At 41.4% G+C, this 15875-nt stretch carries 16 protein-coding genes and 2 pseudogenes; 8 read left to right on the plus strand and 10 right to left on the minus strand.

Annotated features, from left to right (window positions below; translation table 11 throughout):
- The first annotated feature begins 103 nt into the window (after positions 1–103).
- Positions 104–580: a phycobilisome protein gene (locus V7K21_RS03565; protein ID WP_335171619.1), complete on the plus strand. Its 477-nt coding sequence runs from the start codon at positions 104–106 to the stop codon at positions 578–580.
- Between the two features lie 143 nt (positions 581–723).
- Here the strand turns inward: V7K21_RS03565 and V7K21_RS03570 are convergent, their stop codons facing one another.
- Positions 724–855: an HNH endonuclease gene (locus V7K21_RS03570; protein WP_335171590.1), complete on the minus strand. Its 132-nt coding sequence runs from the start codon at positions 853–855 to the stop codon at positions 724–726.
- 368 nt (positions 856–1223) lie between these two features.
- On the opposite strand from V7K21_RS03570, the pseudogene V7K21_RS03575 reads away from it, so the two are divergent.
- The 6 genes and pseudogenes from V7K21_RS03575 to V7K21_RS03600 form a co-directional block, all read left to right on the plus strand.
- Positions 1224–1370 (plus strand): annotated as a pseudogene (locus V7K21_RS03575) (phycobilisome rod-core linker polypeptide); the annotation flags it as partial.
- 303 nt (positions 1371–1673) lie between these two features.
- Complete coding sequence (locus V7K21_RS03580) at positions 1674–1907, plus strand: phycobilisome rod-core linker polypeptide (protein ID WP_335171593.1); 234 nt, start codon at positions 1674–1676, stop codon at positions 1905–1907.
- A 48-nt stretch (positions 1908–1955) separates the two neighbouring features.
- Positions 1956–2492, plus strand: coding sequence for a phycobiliprotein lyase (locus tag V7K21_RS03585; RefSeq protein ID WP_335171595.1), 537 nt, complete (start codon positions 1956–1958; stop codon positions 2490–2492).
- A 98-nt stretch (positions 2493–2590) separates the two neighbouring features.
- Positions 2591–3220, plus strand: coding sequence for a chromophore lyase CpcT/CpeT (locus tag V7K21_RS03590; protein WP_335171597.1), 630 nt, complete (start codon positions 2591–2593; stop codon positions 3218–3220).
- Positions 3214–3552 (plus strand): CpeR family transcriptional regulator, encoded by a 339-nt coding sequence (locus V7K21_RS03595; RefSeq protein WP_335136956.1) that lies wholly within the window; start codon positions 3214–3216, stop codon positions 3550–3552. The genes V7K21_RS03590 and V7K21_RS03595 overlap by 7 nt, the downstream gene beginning before the upstream one ends.
- A 443-nt stretch (positions 3553–3995) precedes the next feature.
- Positions 3996–5003, plus strand: coding sequence for a phycobilisome rod-core linker polypeptide (locus V7K21_RS03600; RefSeq protein ID WP_335171599.1), 1008 nt, complete (start codon positions 3996–3998; stop codon positions 5001–5003).
- Between the two features lie 468 nt (positions 5004–5471).
- Here the strand turns inward: V7K21_RS03600 and V7K21_RS03605 are convergent, their stop codons facing one another.
- The 6 genes from V7K21_RS03605 to V7K21_RS03630 all read right to left on the minus strand — a co-directional run bounded on the left by V7K21_RS03605 (position 5472) and on the right by V7K21_RS03630 (position 10983).
- Entirely contained in the window at positions 5472–6827 is a 1356-nt protein-coding gene (locus tag V7K21_RS03605) for a (Fe-S)-binding protein (RefSeq protein ID WP_335171601.1), read from the minus strand.
- A 56-nt stretch (positions 6828–6883) separates the two neighbouring features.
- A complete protein-coding gene (locus V7K21_RS03610) occupies positions 6884–8188 on the minus strand; it encodes an FAD-binding oxidoreductase (RefSeq protein ID WP_335171604.1) in 1305 nt (434 codons plus the stop codon).
- Positions 8189–8635: 447 nt separating this feature from the next.
- Positions 8636–9694, minus strand: a complete 1059-nt coding sequence (gene aroF, locus V7K21_RS03615) for a 3-deoxy-7-phosphoheptulonate synthase (protein ID WP_335171608.1) — start codon at positions 9692–9694, stop codon at positions 8636–8638.
- A 288-nt stretch (positions 9695–9982) separates the two neighbouring features.
- On the minus strand, positions 9983–10453 hold the full coding sequence (locus tag V7K21_RS03620; RefSeq protein ID WP_335171610.1) for a PAM68 family protein: 471 nt from the start codon (positions 10451–10453) through the stop codon (positions 9983–9985).
- 12 nt (positions 10454–10465) lie between these two features.
- Positions 10466–10735 (minus strand): 30S ribosomal protein S15, encoded by a 270-nt coding sequence (rpsO, locus tag V7K21_RS03625; RefSeq protein ID WP_094348354.1) that lies wholly within the window; start codon positions 10733–10735, stop codon positions 10466–10468.
- A gap of 104 nt (positions 10736–10839) precedes the next feature.
- The gene (locus tag V7K21_RS03630) at positions 10840–10983 is read right to left on the minus strand and encodes a hypothetical protein (RefSeq protein WP_335171611.1); all 144 of its coding nucleotides are present in this window, start codon (positions 10981–10983) and stop codon (positions 10840–10842) included.
- A gap of 78 nt (positions 10984–11061) precedes the next feature.
- On the opposite strand from V7K21_RS03630, the gene V7K21_RS03635 reads away from it, so the two are divergent.
- Positions 11062–11391, plus strand: a complete 330-nt coding sequence (locus V7K21_RS03635; protein ID WP_442948843.1) for a hypothetical protein — start codon at positions 11062–11064, stop codon at positions 11389–11391.
- On the opposite strand, the pseudogene V7K21_RS03640 reads toward V7K21_RS03635, so the two are convergent.
- From V7K21_RS03640 to glyQ, 3 genes and pseudogenes are all read right to left on the minus strand, one after another.
- Positions 11369–11677: pseudogene (locus V7K21_RS03640) on the minus strand (glycogen-binding domain-containing protein); the annotation flags it as partial. The gene V7K21_RS03635 and the pseudogene V7K21_RS03640 sit on opposite strands and share 23 nt — an antisense overlap.
- A gap of 181 nt (positions 11678–11858) precedes the next feature.
- Entirely contained in the window at positions 11859–14213 is a 2355-nt protein-coding gene (locus V7K21_RS03645) for a ComEC/Rec2 family competence protein (protein ID WP_335171615.1), read from the minus strand.
- 485 nt (positions 14214–14698) lie between these two features.
- Positions 14699–15598, minus strand: coding sequence for a glycine--tRNA ligase subunit alpha (gene glyQ, locus V7K21_RS03650; RefSeq protein ID WP_335171617.1), 900 nt, complete (start codon positions 15596–15598; stop codon positions 14699–14701).
- Between the last annotated feature and the right edge of the window lie 277 nt (positions 15599–15875).

Here is a 15875-nt window from a genome sequence, read left to right on the forward strand (position 1 = left end):
TTTTTTGATCTTTTTCTTCTGGATTCATGCTTGAACACTACCATCTTTCTTCCCTCATGGGAATATTCCTGACATTCCTACCTGGGCAGTTACAGTTATTATTATATTCCAAGCTGCGGACGATGCTTTTCGGTATCTGAGCGACGAAGATTTCTTGCAGATTAAAACCTTGTCATCTGATAATTCGGCATTGATTCCTGTTGCTCAATTGTTGCGCGATCGCGCCGCCGAAATTGTTGATGAAGCTAGAAAGCAGGTTTTGACGACTTATCCCGAAATTATCCAGCCTGGAGGAGGTCTTTATCCGCCAGAACGCGCCCAAGCTTGCTGGCGAGATTTCTGGCATTTTCTCCGTTGTATTACCTATGGCATAGCAGGCGGTCACATTGAGTATACCAGTCCCATAGGATTGCACTATATGAATTTACTCTATCAGGAATTACAAGTTCCAAAAGATGCAATGGTCTTAGGCTTAAAAAGTATCAAGGTTGCTAGTTTAAAGCGGTGTCAGGCGAATCAGAAAGAAATTGCTCCTTATTTTGATCATCTAATTACTCAACTGGCTACTTTCCAAATTTAATAGTCCTAATTAACATACTCAGTAAACTCAACGAGGTTGTCACCAACCCCCTTGGTCTTCATAACCGTGCTTAATAGTTTCCAATTACACGGCTCCTCAATGATTCGCCACATTGTCATGTGTACTTCACAACTAAATTAGCTTCAGTTGTTTTTTGTTTTTTCATCGTGGCAGTGTCTATGTAATATTTGGAGATTTTTATATTTGTCTTTGCCTCCCAAACTTTTGGGGCTTATGTGGTCAATCTCCAGTACATCTGACTCTCGAAAGTACATTCCGCACCATCACCTGTACCCCAATCGCCAATCAGATACTAAAAAAAAGCTGAAATTTCTCAAAGTATTATTTACTTAACAAATTTTAATAAATATGGCTTCGACATCGTATCAGAATGTGTAAAGGTATAACGATGTAAAAACTTAAATCATCAAAAGTAATAAGGATTTAAGGTCTCCATGGGCTCTCCTTGATTACATCGATGTAAACTTTTTTAACATCTGCTGAATATACTTCTCATAAATAAAATTTAGTTATTAACTGGGAGATAGTTTGAATGGCTTTTGGACTAGCATCACGATTAGGGGTCGCTCTGTTTGAAGATGCCGCTCCTATTGATCTGTAGTGAAGTCGCTCTAATGAGGAAGTTGAAACCGTAATTAGAACCGTCTACAAGCAAGTTCTAGGCAATGCTTATGTAATAGAGAGTCAGCGGTTTGCTGTTCTTGAATCCCAACTCAAACGGTGTGAAATCAGCGTCCGCAGCTTTGTACAAATTGTTCCTAAATCTTAGATTTACCGAGTGCGGTTTTTTTAAACCACTGCTTTCTATCGGTTCATTTAACATCTCCAGTCACTAATACTCAGTGTTGAACATTCATCAAAAGTTAGCCAAAGCGATCGCTGATCTGGAGTTTAATCAATTCCGCCGTCAGTTCTCATATACGAACGATATTTAACACACTTTCACAAACTCAAGTTTTACAGAAGCTAGTTAGTAGCAAAAATAACTGACAAGTGATGCAAAATTCCACTTTTATAAGGGGTAGGATGCTCGGAAATTTCATTTAAATCACGTTTTTAAGGAGATACTTAAATGTCACTTTGGGCTATTGATTTACCTAAGGTAGAGCTGCGTCCGAACACCAACGAAAGTGAATTACAAATACTGATTTGGGCCGTTTACAAACAGGTTTTGGGCAATGCTCACTTGTTGGAAAGTAAACGAATAGCCACTATAGAATCGCAATTGCGCGATCGCAATATCAGCGTCCGCGAATTCGTTAACAGTGTTGCAAAATCAGAACTTTATCAGAGAATAACTACTTAACCAAGATATCTCTTGGATTGTAAGCTACTTTTTAAGATCATTTTTTTAATGGAAATTACTGAATTCTTTGAACTTTCAATTGGACAATGGCGATCGCAGCGTAGCGGTCATCATTTAGCATTTGCCCACTTTGAACAAGTGCTGTCTACCATTGACATTGAGTCTCTATCCCTCAATGATCCAGCGGTAGTAGCAATCTGTCAATTGTATGAGATTGACCCCGCTAGTATCACCCACCCCTTTCGGATGACTTGGGAGGGTGAGTCAGACTGGGACGATAAACTAATCTCTGGTAGTACTGTGCTGGTGCCAATTCCCAATGTTGAAAATCCTTCTAGAGGCAAACTCTTGCGGGATCAGGGATACGCCGAAACAATCCCAGCAGTGGCTAAATATCACTTGAGTGAAGATGGTATTTTTACCCTACTGACAGAGTATGAACTCGCTGCTGCTGAGGAGCGAATTTGGTTTGCTAATCCAAATCTCCGATTTCGGGTAGCGACGATTAAAACCAGTAATGGTAAAGGTGTGACAACAGCTTCCTTTTCTTCAGAGATTCGCTCTTTGTCAAGTTCAACCAGTTAGCAATATCAAGTTAAAACATAAAAGGATACAAACTCCTAAATTTATTTATGGGGATTGTTAATTTTGAATTTTGAATTTTAAATTCGGAGCGAAGCGACGTGACAATAGCGCCCAGTGAATCTAGCAGCAACGCTAGCGATTTGCTCACTTTAGCTTGTTGGATGGCAGGAGATTTTAGCAACTACAAGCAATCTTTTGCAAATCCGCAACTTTACGCCCACATTCGGATTTTTTTTCGTCCTTTACCGATTGAATTTTTTTCTGCGATCGGTTTTTATTCAGAACAAGTATATGACCACGATTTATGGACACCCTATCGCCAGGGAGTACATAGATTAGTGGATTGGGGCGATCGCATTTATATCGAAAATTACAGCTTAAAAGACCCTATGCTTTATGCAGGTGCTGCTCGTGAATTAGATATTCTCAAAACGATCACCCCAGAGAGTATTGAACGGCGTTATCACTGTTCAATGGTTTTCCAACGAGAAGGTGAAATGTTTCGAGGTAGTGTGGAACCGGGCAATCAATGTCTGATTAAACGCAATGGATGCCAGACATATCTTGTCAGCGAAGTAGAAGTAACTGAGCGTACTTGGTTAAGTCTAGATCAAGGCATGGATATTGAAACCCACGAGCAAATATGGGGATCAACCGCTGGCCCTTTACGATTTGAAAAACGGGAAAGTTTTGCTGATGAATTACGTGCGATGAGCGCATTATGTTGATTCAGCTTGAATTTGTTAAAACCAACATGTTACCTCCACTAGCTGAAAAAAAAATGCGCTGCTGGATTCGCAGTCGCCACTTGATTTGTTCGGGTAGCTTTTTTATATTCGAGACATTAGAATATACAACGATTGAAAGATTCTCTGAATGTGTAGCTTCTTTAGGAGGGACAGTAATATGCGTTGACCCGATTAATAAAATTTGGATGGGCGAGCATCGCCAAGTAATTTTATATCAGGCAAAAGCCAGTTTACATACGCCTCATCACACTTTGAAACAATACTGGATTAAATACGGTGGTTTCTACAGTAGATTTGATGAGCGTGTTTAGCGGAAATCCTTCTCACAGGTGTCTACACTCCAATTCAAAATTAAGTTTTGAATTTTAAATACCCCCTAAGGGGGTTGACGGCTAATTGTTAATGTTTAATTGCTAATTGTTTACTATGATTAGCTATCACTTATTAACAGTTAGCCGTCTAAATTTGTTAGAAAATGTAACTAAAACACTCCCCAAAACTTGATAAATTAATCCTGACTGTAAAGTGAATTAAAATTTGTTAGCTTATAGGGTTTAACTACAAGGTTAATCCAGAATAATTTGCTTAAACCCCAAGTTGTACCAAGCTTGATTTTGTGCAGTTTCACAAATAGTTGGTATTAGTTGTACCACCTAACCACTAACAAATACTTAGCTCCCATTACCTTTAAAAATATAGATTTTTAGCAAACGTCCTCAAAGCCATTAGTCACTTCTACCCACACTAACCAAGTATGCAAATCTTCTTAGACGAAGAAACCAGACGCCGCCAATATCAAGCATTTCCCCAAACAGAACCCATTGAACTGTGGACTACTGCTTCAATTGAAGATATTGAAATTGTAATTCGGGCAGTTTATCGGCAAGTGTTGGGTAATGCCTACATTATGGAAAGTGAGCGGCTCATCGTTCCCGAATCCCAACTCAAGCAAGGTATAATCGATGTCCGTGAGTTTGTGCGTCAAGTTGCCAAATCAGAGTTGTATCGCTCCAGATTTTTTGATAAAGTTTACCGCTACCGGGCAATTGAACTGAACTTCAAGCACCTGCTGGGTCGCGCTCCCGATGACTACTCTGAGACGAAACATCACAGCAACATTCTAGATGAGAAAGGTTTTGAGGCGGATATTGATTCTTATCTTGATAGCGACGAGTATCTAGATGCCTTTGGGGATAACATAGTGCCATATTACCGGGGTTATAAAACTCAAACGGGTAAAAAGATATTGGAATTTACCAATATGCTGCAACTGGTGCGGAGCAATTCTAGCAGTGACAAGAACCTAACAACGAATAATGAACCTCAACTGGTGCGATCGCTAATTACCAACACTCCTTATGGTAGAGTGAAACCTACAGATGTTAGTGCAATACTTGCTGAAGTATTCAAACGAAAGCCAGAAACTGCTGCTCCAGTTAATCCGTTTATTGCAGCTCAGACAGCAGCTGAAGAAAGCTTACGGCAAAAGATTAAAGAGCAAGAAAGCCAGATTGCAACTTTGCAACAACAACTAGCAGACTTAAGACCGTTTGCCAGCATCGGTACAACAAAATTCAGTAATAGTTTGCAGTCTTCCAATTCTGTGACCAGCACAAAGGAATATACATCTTTGCAACAGCAAGCTGACGCCCAAGAAAAACAGATAGCAGCTTTGCAAGAGCAAGTTGCTGATGCGCGACGGTCTGCCACGATTGGAGAAGCCCGGTTGAATAAGTGGCGCAGTCGCGTCTTTAATGGCTAATTTCTCTACTGTTTAGTTTTGTAGGGTGCGTTACGCCAAAGGCTAACGCACCGCTTTAGCAAAAGTTAAAAATGCTGTCCGGTCACAACTGATATCGCTCCCGTTAGCGAAGAGGAAAAGGCGCTCTTAGCTCGAATCAGGGGGGAAAACCCCAGATTGAGTAATTTTTTGTCTGTTTAATTAAATAGAATTCAGATGAACCCCACCCCCAACCCCTCCCTACAAGCGACGCTACGGTGTATACACAAGTCAAATTACCCCCCTTAATCCCCCTCTTATAAAGGGGGGAAATAAGAAATCTTGTTCCCTCCCCTCTCCATAAGGGAGGGTTAGGGTGGGGTAAAACCCTGTGTTAATCAGCTATTTCAGACTTGTATATACACTGTAGGCTCTTCGAGAGTGAAGTAAAAACGTAGCTTTTGCTTTTGCTTTAAAATCAATGACAAGTGTCTATTCTACAAAAAATGTCTACAATTCCAACTTCTCACCCCGAATCGAATAATCCAACAACTCCATTGGGTGAATGACTGAAATCTTCTTACCCTGCAACTGCAAATGCTTCGTAATTTGCAAAGTACACCCCGGATTAGCAGAAGCAATTAACTCAGCACCAGTATTTAACAAATTCTGCACTTTTTGCTGACCCAATTCTTCAGAAACTTCCGGTTGCAGCATATTATAAACCCCAGCGCTGCCACAACATAAAGCCGCGTCTATTGGTTCTCTTAACTTTACCCCTGGAATTTGCCGCAATACCTGACGTGGTTGCACGCTAATTTTTTGTCCATGCAATAAATGACAAGCATCTTGATAGACTAAATTCAAGGGTTTATCAGTCAGCGGCGAAAGTTTCGCTGTTAAGCCAACTGTTGCTAAAAACTCTTGAGCATCTTTAACTTTAGCCGCAAAATCCTTTGCCTTTTCCCGATATTCGAGGTCATCTTCTAAAATGTGACCATATTCCTTTAAAGTATGACCGCAACCAGCAGCATTGATAATCACAAAATCTACATCAGTGTTGGCAAAACTATCAATCATCTGCCTTGCTAAAGCTTTCGCCTGTTCTGTTTGTCCTTGGTGTTCGGGAAGCGCTGCACAACAACCTTGAGATTTTGGAATCACAACTTCACAACTATTCGCTGTTAAAACCCGCACCGTTGCTTCATTCACTGGGGAGAAAAATAGCCGTTGGACGCAACCCAAAATTACCCCAACTCGGTAGCGCTTCTCACCTTGGGCGCGAACAACAGTAGGCAAATTATCTTGAAAAGATTTGAGAGTAATTTCTGGCAGAATAGATTCCATTGCTGCCAAACGGGGCGATATTTTCTTGAGTAAACCTGTAGCGCGAAAGAATTTAGCAAAACCCAATTTCTGATAAACCAACAACGGAACTAGTAAAATCCGTAAAAGGTTGGGATAGGGAAACAAAGAAAATATTAGTTGACGAATAAATTGGTCTGGCAAACTGCGGGGATAATTCCGTTCAACTTGGTGACGAGTTGCAGATATTAACTTGTCATACTGCACACCAGAAGGACAAGTACTCACACAAGCAAGACATCCCAAACAAGAATCAAAATGTTCTACAGTTGCCGTATTGAGAGCAATTTCACCCTGATTAATTGCATCCATTAAATAGATGCGTCCTCTAGGAGAATCCATCTCCTTCCCAAGCACCCGATAACTGGGACAATTTGAGAGACAAAACCCACAATGTACACAACTATCAATCAACTTTGGGTCAGGCGGATTATTCTCATCAAACCCCTTCAAATTCTTTAAACTAGCCGTCTTATTAATAGAATCTTCAGAAACTTGCATAATTATTTTTCTCCCCTCTCTATCTCAGCGCCCTCAGCGTCTCTGCGGTTAGTTTCTTAAATCCCACCCACAAACCGACCAGGACTTAAAATATTCTTACTATCAAACTGTTCCTTAATACGGCGCATCAAAGGCAAAGCATTCCCCGTATAACCCCAAACATCTATTTGTTCTTTAACCGCCACTGGTGCTTCCAGAATTGTTAAAAAACCTCTATGAGCTTGAGTGCGATCGCGCACTTTCAAAACCTGATTTTTACCCTCTAATTGTAACAAACCTAAACCGCTACCGATGTGAATTAAACCTAACTCTACCTGAGTCAAAATCTCCACGGCAGCAGTAGGTAACACTCCTATTTTGCAGGTAATTACAGATTCTGTGGCAGTATAATGTATTCGTTCTTGCAATCTTTGCCATAGATTAGCCTCATCATCATCTACATAAATAGCCCCATCTAACCCCAACTTTTGCCCTACTTCCAAAACTCGGTTTGACTGTTCCTTAACACTCTCACTAATACTTTTAAAGCGAGCAATTAATCCCAGTCCTTCACCCAAACCTAAGCTGGACACCAGTTTAGTTGATAGCAAATCAGCTTGGACTGGTGTTAACGCCGAACCTCGAAGAATATCAGCTGCTTGGGATACAGCCTCCGCTGTACCAGTTAGTACCACCGTCTCCGATGCCTCAGCTAGGGGATACAGCCGAAAAGTTAGTTGACTAATAAAGCCTAATGTGCCATACGACCCAGTAAGCAACTTCATCAAGTCATATCCGGCAACATTTTTAACTACTCTTCCCCCAGCTTTAGCGATTTGTCCATCAGCACGGACAAAGGTAATACCTAGTAACTGGTCGCGCACACTACCATAACGTTGCCGCAGAGAACCTGTATCACTTGTAGCAACAATACCGCCAATGGTTGCTAACTCTGGTGCTGTGGGGTCAAGGGCAAGAAATTGCCGCGACTTTGCCAAAAGTGCTTGGAGATTAGAGAATTTTATCCCAGCTTCTACCGTGATTGTCAAATCGCCAACAGCGTGTTCAATCAGTTGGTTGATCCGCTCTGTACTGACTACAACATCAATGCCCTGGACTAAACCACCCCAGTTGAGTTTACTACTATTACCGCAGGGGAGGACACGCCAGTTGTTACTGTGAGCTGTGGCAATGACTGCTGCTAGCTGTTGTTGGCTGCGGGGATAGACGATACAACTGGGAGGATGTCCAGAAGCGATCGCCTGTTGGATACGTTTTTGCTGACCTAGTTCGATGTTTTCCCAAAGGCAAACAGCATTTTCTTCGCCGACGATAGATGCAAAATAAGAAGCGTAGACGCCTTGCGGCTTGTCGTTAGACATCGCTTTGATTCAGTATTATTTTTTTACGCCCTACATCTAATTTACTGGCTAACCTGACTAAAAAAGCGCATTGCCATTAATACATGGTGGCTAATTCAGTTACGAGTTCTGTTTCCATAGGTCTTTTTTATCGGCAGTTGCAAGTTTAATCTCTCGGTTGATCACTTTTATGAGGTGGCATTGGAAACAAACACCCCTCAATATTCGTTGGGTGCAGTGATTCCCGATAACCAGCTAGCAGAGAACTTTTTTACCTCTTCATAGGGTAGACGCCGCTACTAATAGCCTTCTGAATCTCCTTTGACAAATTAATCTGCCAGTTTTTTAGTGATCGCCTACGATCAAATTTATAGTCAGCAGAATGAAGCGCTTGAGGTTTATCAAGACTAAAATCCTGACTATAAACTTTAATTTCTTTACACCTAGCTACTTAGCATTTTCAAAATTTTAAGCTAAAACCACTGCTGGTTGCTGCCAACGTCCTACCGCCTTACCAATAACTGATAATTCTTGCATCAAATTATCGAAACGGTCTGGTGTCAGAGATTGAGGCCCATCAGATAAGGCTTTGGCAGGGTTGGGGTGAACCTCTATCATCAGGGAATCGGTGCCAGCTGCGATCGCAGCCATTGCCATTGAAGGCACAAACTCAGACCAACCTACGCCGTGACTGGGGTCAATCATAATTGGCAGGTGAGTCAGCTTTCGCAACACTGGCACTACCGATAAATCCAGCGTATTTCGCGTATACTGGCGGTCAAAGGTGCGTATTCCCCTTTCACACAAGATTACATTCGGATTGCCAGATGCCAAAACATACTCAGCTGCCATCAACCAATCTTCAATAGTGGCTGCCATTCCCCGCTTCAAGAGAACTGGTTTCGCCTGCGCTCCCACTTTTTTTAGCAAAGAGAAATTCTGCATATTTCTCGCCCCCACCTGGATCACGTCAGCAATTTCGGCAATTTTATCCAGGTCAGCGGCATCCATCACTTCTGTAATAATACCTAGTCCACTGACTTCCCGCGCCCTCGCCAACAAATCCAAAGCACTCTCGCCATGTCCTTGGAAGGCATAGGGTGAAGTCCGAGGTTTGTATGCCCCGCCGCGCAAAAACTTTGCTCCAGCCGCCTTGACGCGCCGTGCTGTTTCCACAATCATTTCTTCATTTTCTACGGAGCAGGGGCCGGCAACAACTACCAAGGCGTGGTGTTCACCAAATACCACTGCTCCATTAGGAGTATTAACTACCACTTCTGAAGCTTCGTCGTGACGGTATTGGCGACTAGCTCGTTTGTAAGGCTGCTCTACTCGCAACACCTGCTCAATCCAGGGGTTAAGTTCTTGAATTTGTAATGGATCTAAGTTGGCGGTTTCACCTACTAGACCAATAACTACTTTGTGTTGACCAATAATTTTTTCTGGAGTTAACCCCCAGCTAGTTAGTTCCTGATCAATGCGGTTTATTTCCGCCTCTGGGGAACCACTTTTCATTACTATAATCATGTGAAACTTCCTGATTAATTGAGTAAATTTTTCTCTAAATGGGCTAACTTTTTTGTTGCCTATTGCCCTAATTACGAATAATTAAAAAGAAAATTTATTTACAAAATATACCACTCAATCAGTAGCTTGACGCTCAGTCAGTGATTTTACTGATAAAAAACTAAATACAGGGTATAAAAACTATTCTATGATTTTAATTAGCAATGTTGAAGTTATAAAATTTCAACTTCAACATTCACTTTTTTCTTTACCCAATACCGTAGTTATTTAATACCTGAGCGCCGTTCATTATGAGTTTTTTTGCCGAGTTTCGCGCCAAGCTCCCACCATTCGTTCCCAATTGGTGTTGAACTCACCCAAACCCAGCAGACTTCCGACTCTTTCTTCATCCCAAGAGGCAGAGAGAACGCCATAAGTTATCCCTAAGACCCCCAAACCAAATAATCCCATATTCACCAATAACACGGCGATGGGAGCTAGTTGGATGTCAGAGTAGATAGCAAGCAGATAGCTAACAACCAGGGTGGTAATGCCCAAAGCTGTTGGTACACCACAGAACACAGCTACCCGTCGCATCATCCGCTGGCTGACTAATTTGGGAATAGCCATCTCTTCTTTGGTGTAAGGCCGTTTTCTATCAGCCTGTTTCCCAGATTCTTGTGGCTGTGCTGCTGGTTTACTTTGAGTTTTTGCGGGTTTTTGGCGCTTTTTGTTTGGTTCAAAGGGTAAGCGACTGCGTTCAGATTCTTCAGCAGACATAAGTGGTAGTCCCTATCCACGAATACCGAGGCGAGCAATCAAAGCTAGATACTTTTCCCGGCTTTCCTGAGATATATAAGCTAGAAGACGCTTACGCTGACCAATTAGCTTCAACAGTCCTCGCCGAGAAGAATGGTCTTTTTTATTTGCCTGGAGATGTTCGCTGAGGCGGTTAATGCGCTCAGTTAGCATGGCAACTTGGACATCGGCCGAACCAGTGTCGGTTTCGTGAACTTGGTAATTGGAAATTATTTCTTGTTTCCGCAGTTGCGTCAGAGCCATGATCGATTCAATTTCTAGTTTTTCTAAATGTATGCAGCAGTCTCCCATAATATCACAGCCCTCAAGCTGGATGTAGAATCATCTTTGCTGCTACATGTTGCACTCTAAAAAACTAAGTAAGTTAGAAGCCAGACTCCAGTCTCATCTGGTAGTAAAGACGGTAAGTATAATCCATAACTAATTGTATTTGCAGTTGCGATCGCTTCACAATCCAATACCTGCCGCAATCCTGCTATTGCGATGTTCACAGGAATTTATGGGCGTGATTACAAGAGTTGATACAGGAGGCGATTACCAATCGTAGCATTTCCCGTGGCTTAAATCTGATGGAAAAAGTCAAATTTAAGCAATGGTGGGAGGGAGATCCAAGCAGGTCTTCCTCAGTGCAAAAACTACACCAGTTCGTAGAAGAAATATTGCTGCCAAATCTTCAAAACGAATCTTTGCCAGATGCCAAAGCCGAACGTATTTTCATTTTCATTGATGAGATTGATAGTTTGTTAAGTTTGAATTTTCCTGTCAATGACTTTTTTGTTTGGATTCGTTATTGCTATAATCAGCAGGCACATGACCAGAATTTTCAACGCTTGGGATTTACACTATTTGGGGTAGCCAGTCCATCTAATCTAATTTCTGATAAACGTCGCACACCTTAATGCGTTGCCCATTTTTAATCTGCACCATGCTAAATTTTTCTGGTTCATTAACATCTGTTGCATTGGGGTCAATAACATCTACCCATTCATCAAGTGCAAAATTTGGGCTTTTGCTCTGAATCCGAAATTTATATTGATAAATGCCGTCTTCCAGTTTTACTTGAGTGCGGAAATAACCATCTTCACTTTTTTCCATTGGGATTTCTTTCCACTCAGAAAAAGACCCAATTAAAGCTGCTCCTTTGTTACGAGGAGCAAACAACGTAAATTCAACTAAACTCCCCATTTCCTTTTTTAAATATATCTTCCAGTGAGTAATCACAGTCACCAGGTATGAGAATAGAAAATTATTCGCTTCCTGATACCTTTCAAGAGGTTACTTCCTTTAGAATGACAAAACATCTATCTTTAGGAGTCTTGCTTAAAAAGAAATATTATACTTTTAAATTTACTTTGGTGTGAATTTTTTATAATATTGAAGACTTATTTTCTGCCGCTTCAATAAATGCCTCGAACTGACCATCAGGTGTCCATTGAATCGCGCCATCTCGTCCTGTAAAAAATAGTTTGGTTTGGCTTTGATTCAGTTCAGATAAAACTTTTGGATCAAAGTTAGCCGAAGAAGCGATCGCTACTTCTGGTTTCAGAGCAATAACTAAATCTTTTAGTGACTGAGGGGCACACCACAGCACTTGTGGATGAGGCAAACTCCCATTTTTAACTAGTTTTTGTATCTCTTTAGACTTGATATTACCTACTAATAACCAATTCTGATCTAAAATTTGCAATCGTAATATAGGTAATTGCTCGTTGATTAATTGTGCCACTATTGAACCAGTTTCCACAGTTTGGCCAACTGCCAGCGGTTGGTAAGCTCCCTGATACTTTTGTAATTCTTGTTGAATTGCCTGAGTTGCAAGAAAATTTTCTGGCTTAGGGGAATATTCCGAAAAACTTTTGATTGGTAAACGTTGTAGTAATTCCAACCAAGCATTACTTTCATTGCCTTGGAAATCAGTTGCGATCGCCCAATTGATTTGATTTACACCCTGTTGTTGTAAAAACGGTAGGATTGTGAAACGTCCAGTACCTTCATCGCCACTATTAATTACAGTTACAGTACCTTTATCTTGAACAACTACAATTGGTTCTGTACCAGATTCTAATACCGTTATCCGAAACAATGTATTTGTAGAATGCCAAAGGGGGATAAATACCAAAACAATTGCAATCACATTAGCAAACCACCACCGCCTCTGCCACCAAGGCACTAACCAAACCAATATAATCAATACATAAATCGCCAAAAGCTGCCAAGTAGATATGCTGCCTACAGCAATAGAATTTCCTGGCAACTTGCTAAAAAATTCCACTAGTTTAATTAGCCAATCAGTAGGGTAATGCAACACCCCAGCCAGGAAGCTTCCTGCTTCATTCCAAATTAAAGCTACTAAGGCACTGATGATTCCACCTATACTAATGATCGAAATTAATGGAGTACTAACCACATTCAGCAACAGACTATAAGATGGTACAACCCCGAAGACAAAAAGTTGCACAGGTAAAGTCCAAATAGTGGCAGCTAAGGGAACAGTAATCAAAGCTGCGATCGCAGGTGGTAACCATGCTAGGCGATTGACTAATGCAGGTACTGTTACGACTAATCCTAGTGTAGCTAAAAAACTCAATTGAAAACCTAAATCCCAAATCCATAGAGGATTAAACACTAATAACAGAGTTGCTGCTAATAGTAATGAGCCAAACTGTTTTACTTTTCTTTTTAATAGCAAACCAATTAATGCCGCAAAACCCATAATTACAGCTCTGAGAACCGCAGGTTGAAAACCTGTTAAACTTAGAAAAATGATTAAAGCCAAAAAGCCAAGAGTAAATTGCGTTCCTTTTTTTGCCCGCCTCGTTAACTGTAATATCACACTCAAAATCAAAGAAGTTTGAAACCCTGAAGCTGCTAAAGCATGAGCTAATCCTGCTTGTACAAATAAGTCACGGATATCATAAGGTAAATCAACAGCTTTGCTTCCCAACACCATTGCACTCACAAGAGGCCCTTCCGGGATACCTAACCAACGAACTTGCGATCGCACAATTCGCTCCCGAATTTGCCACCATCCCCATTTACGTTCCTGATCCAAAACATTTATTTGTCGCCCAATCAAACCAGCAAACGTTCCTTCTTGCTTGAGAAACTTTTGAAAATCGAAACCGCCAGGATTGGAAGCCGCCTTTGGTTTGTACAAAATCCCAGTCACAGCGATTTGTTGACTAGGGTATAACCCAGTAGCTTGAAGTATAGGCACTGTCACATACAATTTGCCTGTCACCCCTTTTGGGACACCTGTTGAACCTTTTTCATTTTTGACCTCATCTAGCTGAGTCGCTTCCAGCCAAAATTGTCCTCGCTGATTGCGAGTCAAGCGGGGATTACTCGCCACTTCGCCGCGAACAATCACAAGTTGTTCTTGATTACTGCTATTTCCAGGCGGGACGAACTGACTAATATCTTTTGCACCTGGTTGCGGCACTCGCCATTGAAAATATAGAGTTGCCAATAATCCTACCAAGCCAGCAGCTAGCCATATTCGAGGATGGGGAGTAGTTTGCCAAGTGTTAGGCACTGCCTTATTTTTGCTTCCAGCATTTTCTAATTTCTGAGCAAGTTGCTGTGAAGTGGTGCGTCTTCTAAAAAAAATTGCTCCCACTATCCCCAGAACTAAAATCCACACACCACCCCAAGGAACTACTGTAAATAGCAACCCAAAAATGTAGCCAAGACAAATAATTACACCACTGGTTTGAATCATAAAATTTTTTGCAAAAGCATCTGACAACTCGAATTTGCAGCTAACTTAAAAATAGCTAGGGTAGCAATAGAGAAAAATTGGTGTTGCTGAATTTGGCTATGAAATTCAAAAATAAAATATTCCAAACTCTTATTATCTGCGCCTAGAGCGCCTACCGAAGTTTTGAGCGGCAAAAGCCACTCAAACTTCTCTCTGCGTGAGCTTTTCATCTCTTTAATCAGCAACTCCGAAAAATTTTTATGCTTGTGGTGAAGTATAGTCCATCAAGTTTATACAAACAAAGCCCGCCTATGCGGGCCTTATCCTTGTAGCCTTAATGTTCTAGACTCAAGATTTAATGGTATTTCTGACTTTTGGCAATAGCGACATCATAAAGATATACCTAGCTTGAACCTCAGCGCAGCATGGAGAAACAGAACACAAAGTCCTACGCTGACCAAATATGCAATTGTTTCTAGCGGACTTAGTTCGTGTAGCCGCACCCTTTAGGATGTCGAGCTTGCTGTTGAACTCACACTATCTTTGAGCAACGGAAAACCCAACTTTTCCCTTTGCTCAACATGTAAATGAGCTACCTTCCTAGCCAAATGCCGAATCCTGGCAATATAGCGAGTTCTCTCCGTCACTGAAATCACACCTCTAGCATCCAGCAGATTGAACGTGTGCGAACACTTCATTACATAATCTAAGCTAGGCAAGACCAATCCTCGCTCCGTCAATTGAGTAGCTTCCTGCTCATATAAATTAAATAGTGTCAGTAACAACTCAGGATTTGACGCTTCAAAGTTGTAGATACACTGCTCAATCTCCCCCTGGAGGTAAACATCACCGTAAGTAATGTTGTCTGTCCAATGAATCTTAGTAATTGCCTCCACTTCTTGAAGGTACATCACCAATCGCTCTAACCCGTATGTAATCTCAATCGACACCGGACGGCAATCTATTCCCCCACACTGTTGGAAGTAGGTAAATTGAGTAATTTCCATTCCATCTAACCATACTTCCCACCCAGTCCCCCAAGCTCCCACTGTCGCATCTTCCCAGTTATCCTCTACAAACCGAATATCGTGGTCTTCAGGAGGAATACCTAAAACCCTTAATGAATCAAGATAAATCTCCTGAATGTTATCTGGCGACGGCTTAATCAATACTTGGTACTGATAATACTGTTGGAAACGGTTAGGGTTTTCGCCGTACCGCCCATCTGTAGGGCGACGACAAGGTTCAACGTAAGCAACAGCCCACGGTTCCGGACCCAATGCTCTTAAAAATGTCTGGGGATTCTTAGTACCTGCCCCCTTCTCAATGTCATAGGGCTGAGCTATAAGACAACCGCGATCACCCCAAAACTCATGCAATAAAGCTATTACCGACTGAAAATTCATGCTTGATCCTTCCTTAGGATTTGTGTAAAAATAACCTGAACAAATTTTATGTAGAAGCTAGATTTAGCAAGCTATTCCAAATAAATTTTGTACAACTTATTTTTACATGATGCCTTAGTTGGCACAGTGCATAAACCATTGTTGCCTACAATCCAGTACTGTGGGCAGTTTCAGGGGGACTCAAAAGCATTCCAAAAAATATTTTGGAAAAATAGTTGACAGCAAAAGGGAGGTTCGCTATATTGAATAAGTGCCGGAAGCGGAGAGCTAAAAAGCA

The organism is Nostoc sp. (genome assembly GCF_036919595.1).
Classification (GTDB): Bacteria; Cyanobacteriota; Cyanobacteriia; order Cyanobacteriales; family Nostocaceae; genus Nostoc.

Coding starts and splice junctions, on each gene's coding strand:
- V7K21_RS03570 (WP_335171590.1), bottom strand. CDS start 855: ATGTACTTTCGAGAGTCAGATGTACTGGAGATTGACCACATAAGCCCC.
- V7K21_RS03580 (WP_335171593.1), top strand. CDS start 1,674: ATGTCACTTTGGGCTATTGATTTACCTAAGGTAGAGCTGCGTCCGAAC.
- V7K21_RS03585 (WP_335171595.1), top strand. CDS start 1,956: ATGGAAATTACTGAATTCTTTGAACTTTCAATTGGACAATGGCGATCG.
- V7K21_RS03595 (WP_335136956.1), top strand. CDS start 3,214: ATGTTGATTCAGCTTGAATTTGTTAAAACCAACATGTTACCTCCACTA.
- V7K21_RS03600 (WP_335171599.1), top strand. CDS start 3,996: ATGCAAATCTTCTTAGACGAAGAAACCAGACGCCGCCAATATCAAGCA.
- V7K21_RS03605 (WP_335171601.1), bottom strand. CDS start 6,827: ATGCAAGTTTCTGAAGATTCTATTAATAAGACGGCTAGTTTAAAGAAT.
- V7K21_RS03610 (WP_335171604.1), bottom strand. CDS start 8,188: ATGTCTAACGACAAGCCGCAAGGCGTCTACGCTTCTTATTTTGCATCT.
- aroF (WP_335171608.1), bottom strand. CDS start 9,694: ATGATTATAGTAATGAAAAGTGGTTCCCCAGAGGCGGAAATAAACCGC.
- V7K21_RS03620 (WP_335171610.1), bottom strand. CDS start 10,453: ATGTCTGCTGAAGAATCTGAACGCAGTCGCTTACCCTTTGAACCAAAC.
- rpsO (WP_094348354.1), bottom strand. CDS start 10,735: ATGGCTCTGACGCAACTGCGGAAACAAGAAATAATTTCCAATTACCAA.
- V7K21_RS03635 (WP_442948843.1), top strand. CDS start 11,062: ATGGAAAAAGTCAAATTTAAGCAATGGTGGGAGGGAGATCCAAGCAGG.
- V7K21_RS03645 (WP_335171615.1), bottom strand. CDS start 14,213: ATGATTCAAACCAGTGGTGTAATTATTTGTCTTGGCTACATTTTTGGG.
- glyQ (WP_335171617.1), bottom strand. CDS start 15,598: ATGAATTTTCAGTCGGTAATAGCTTTATTGCATGAGTTTTGGGGTGAT.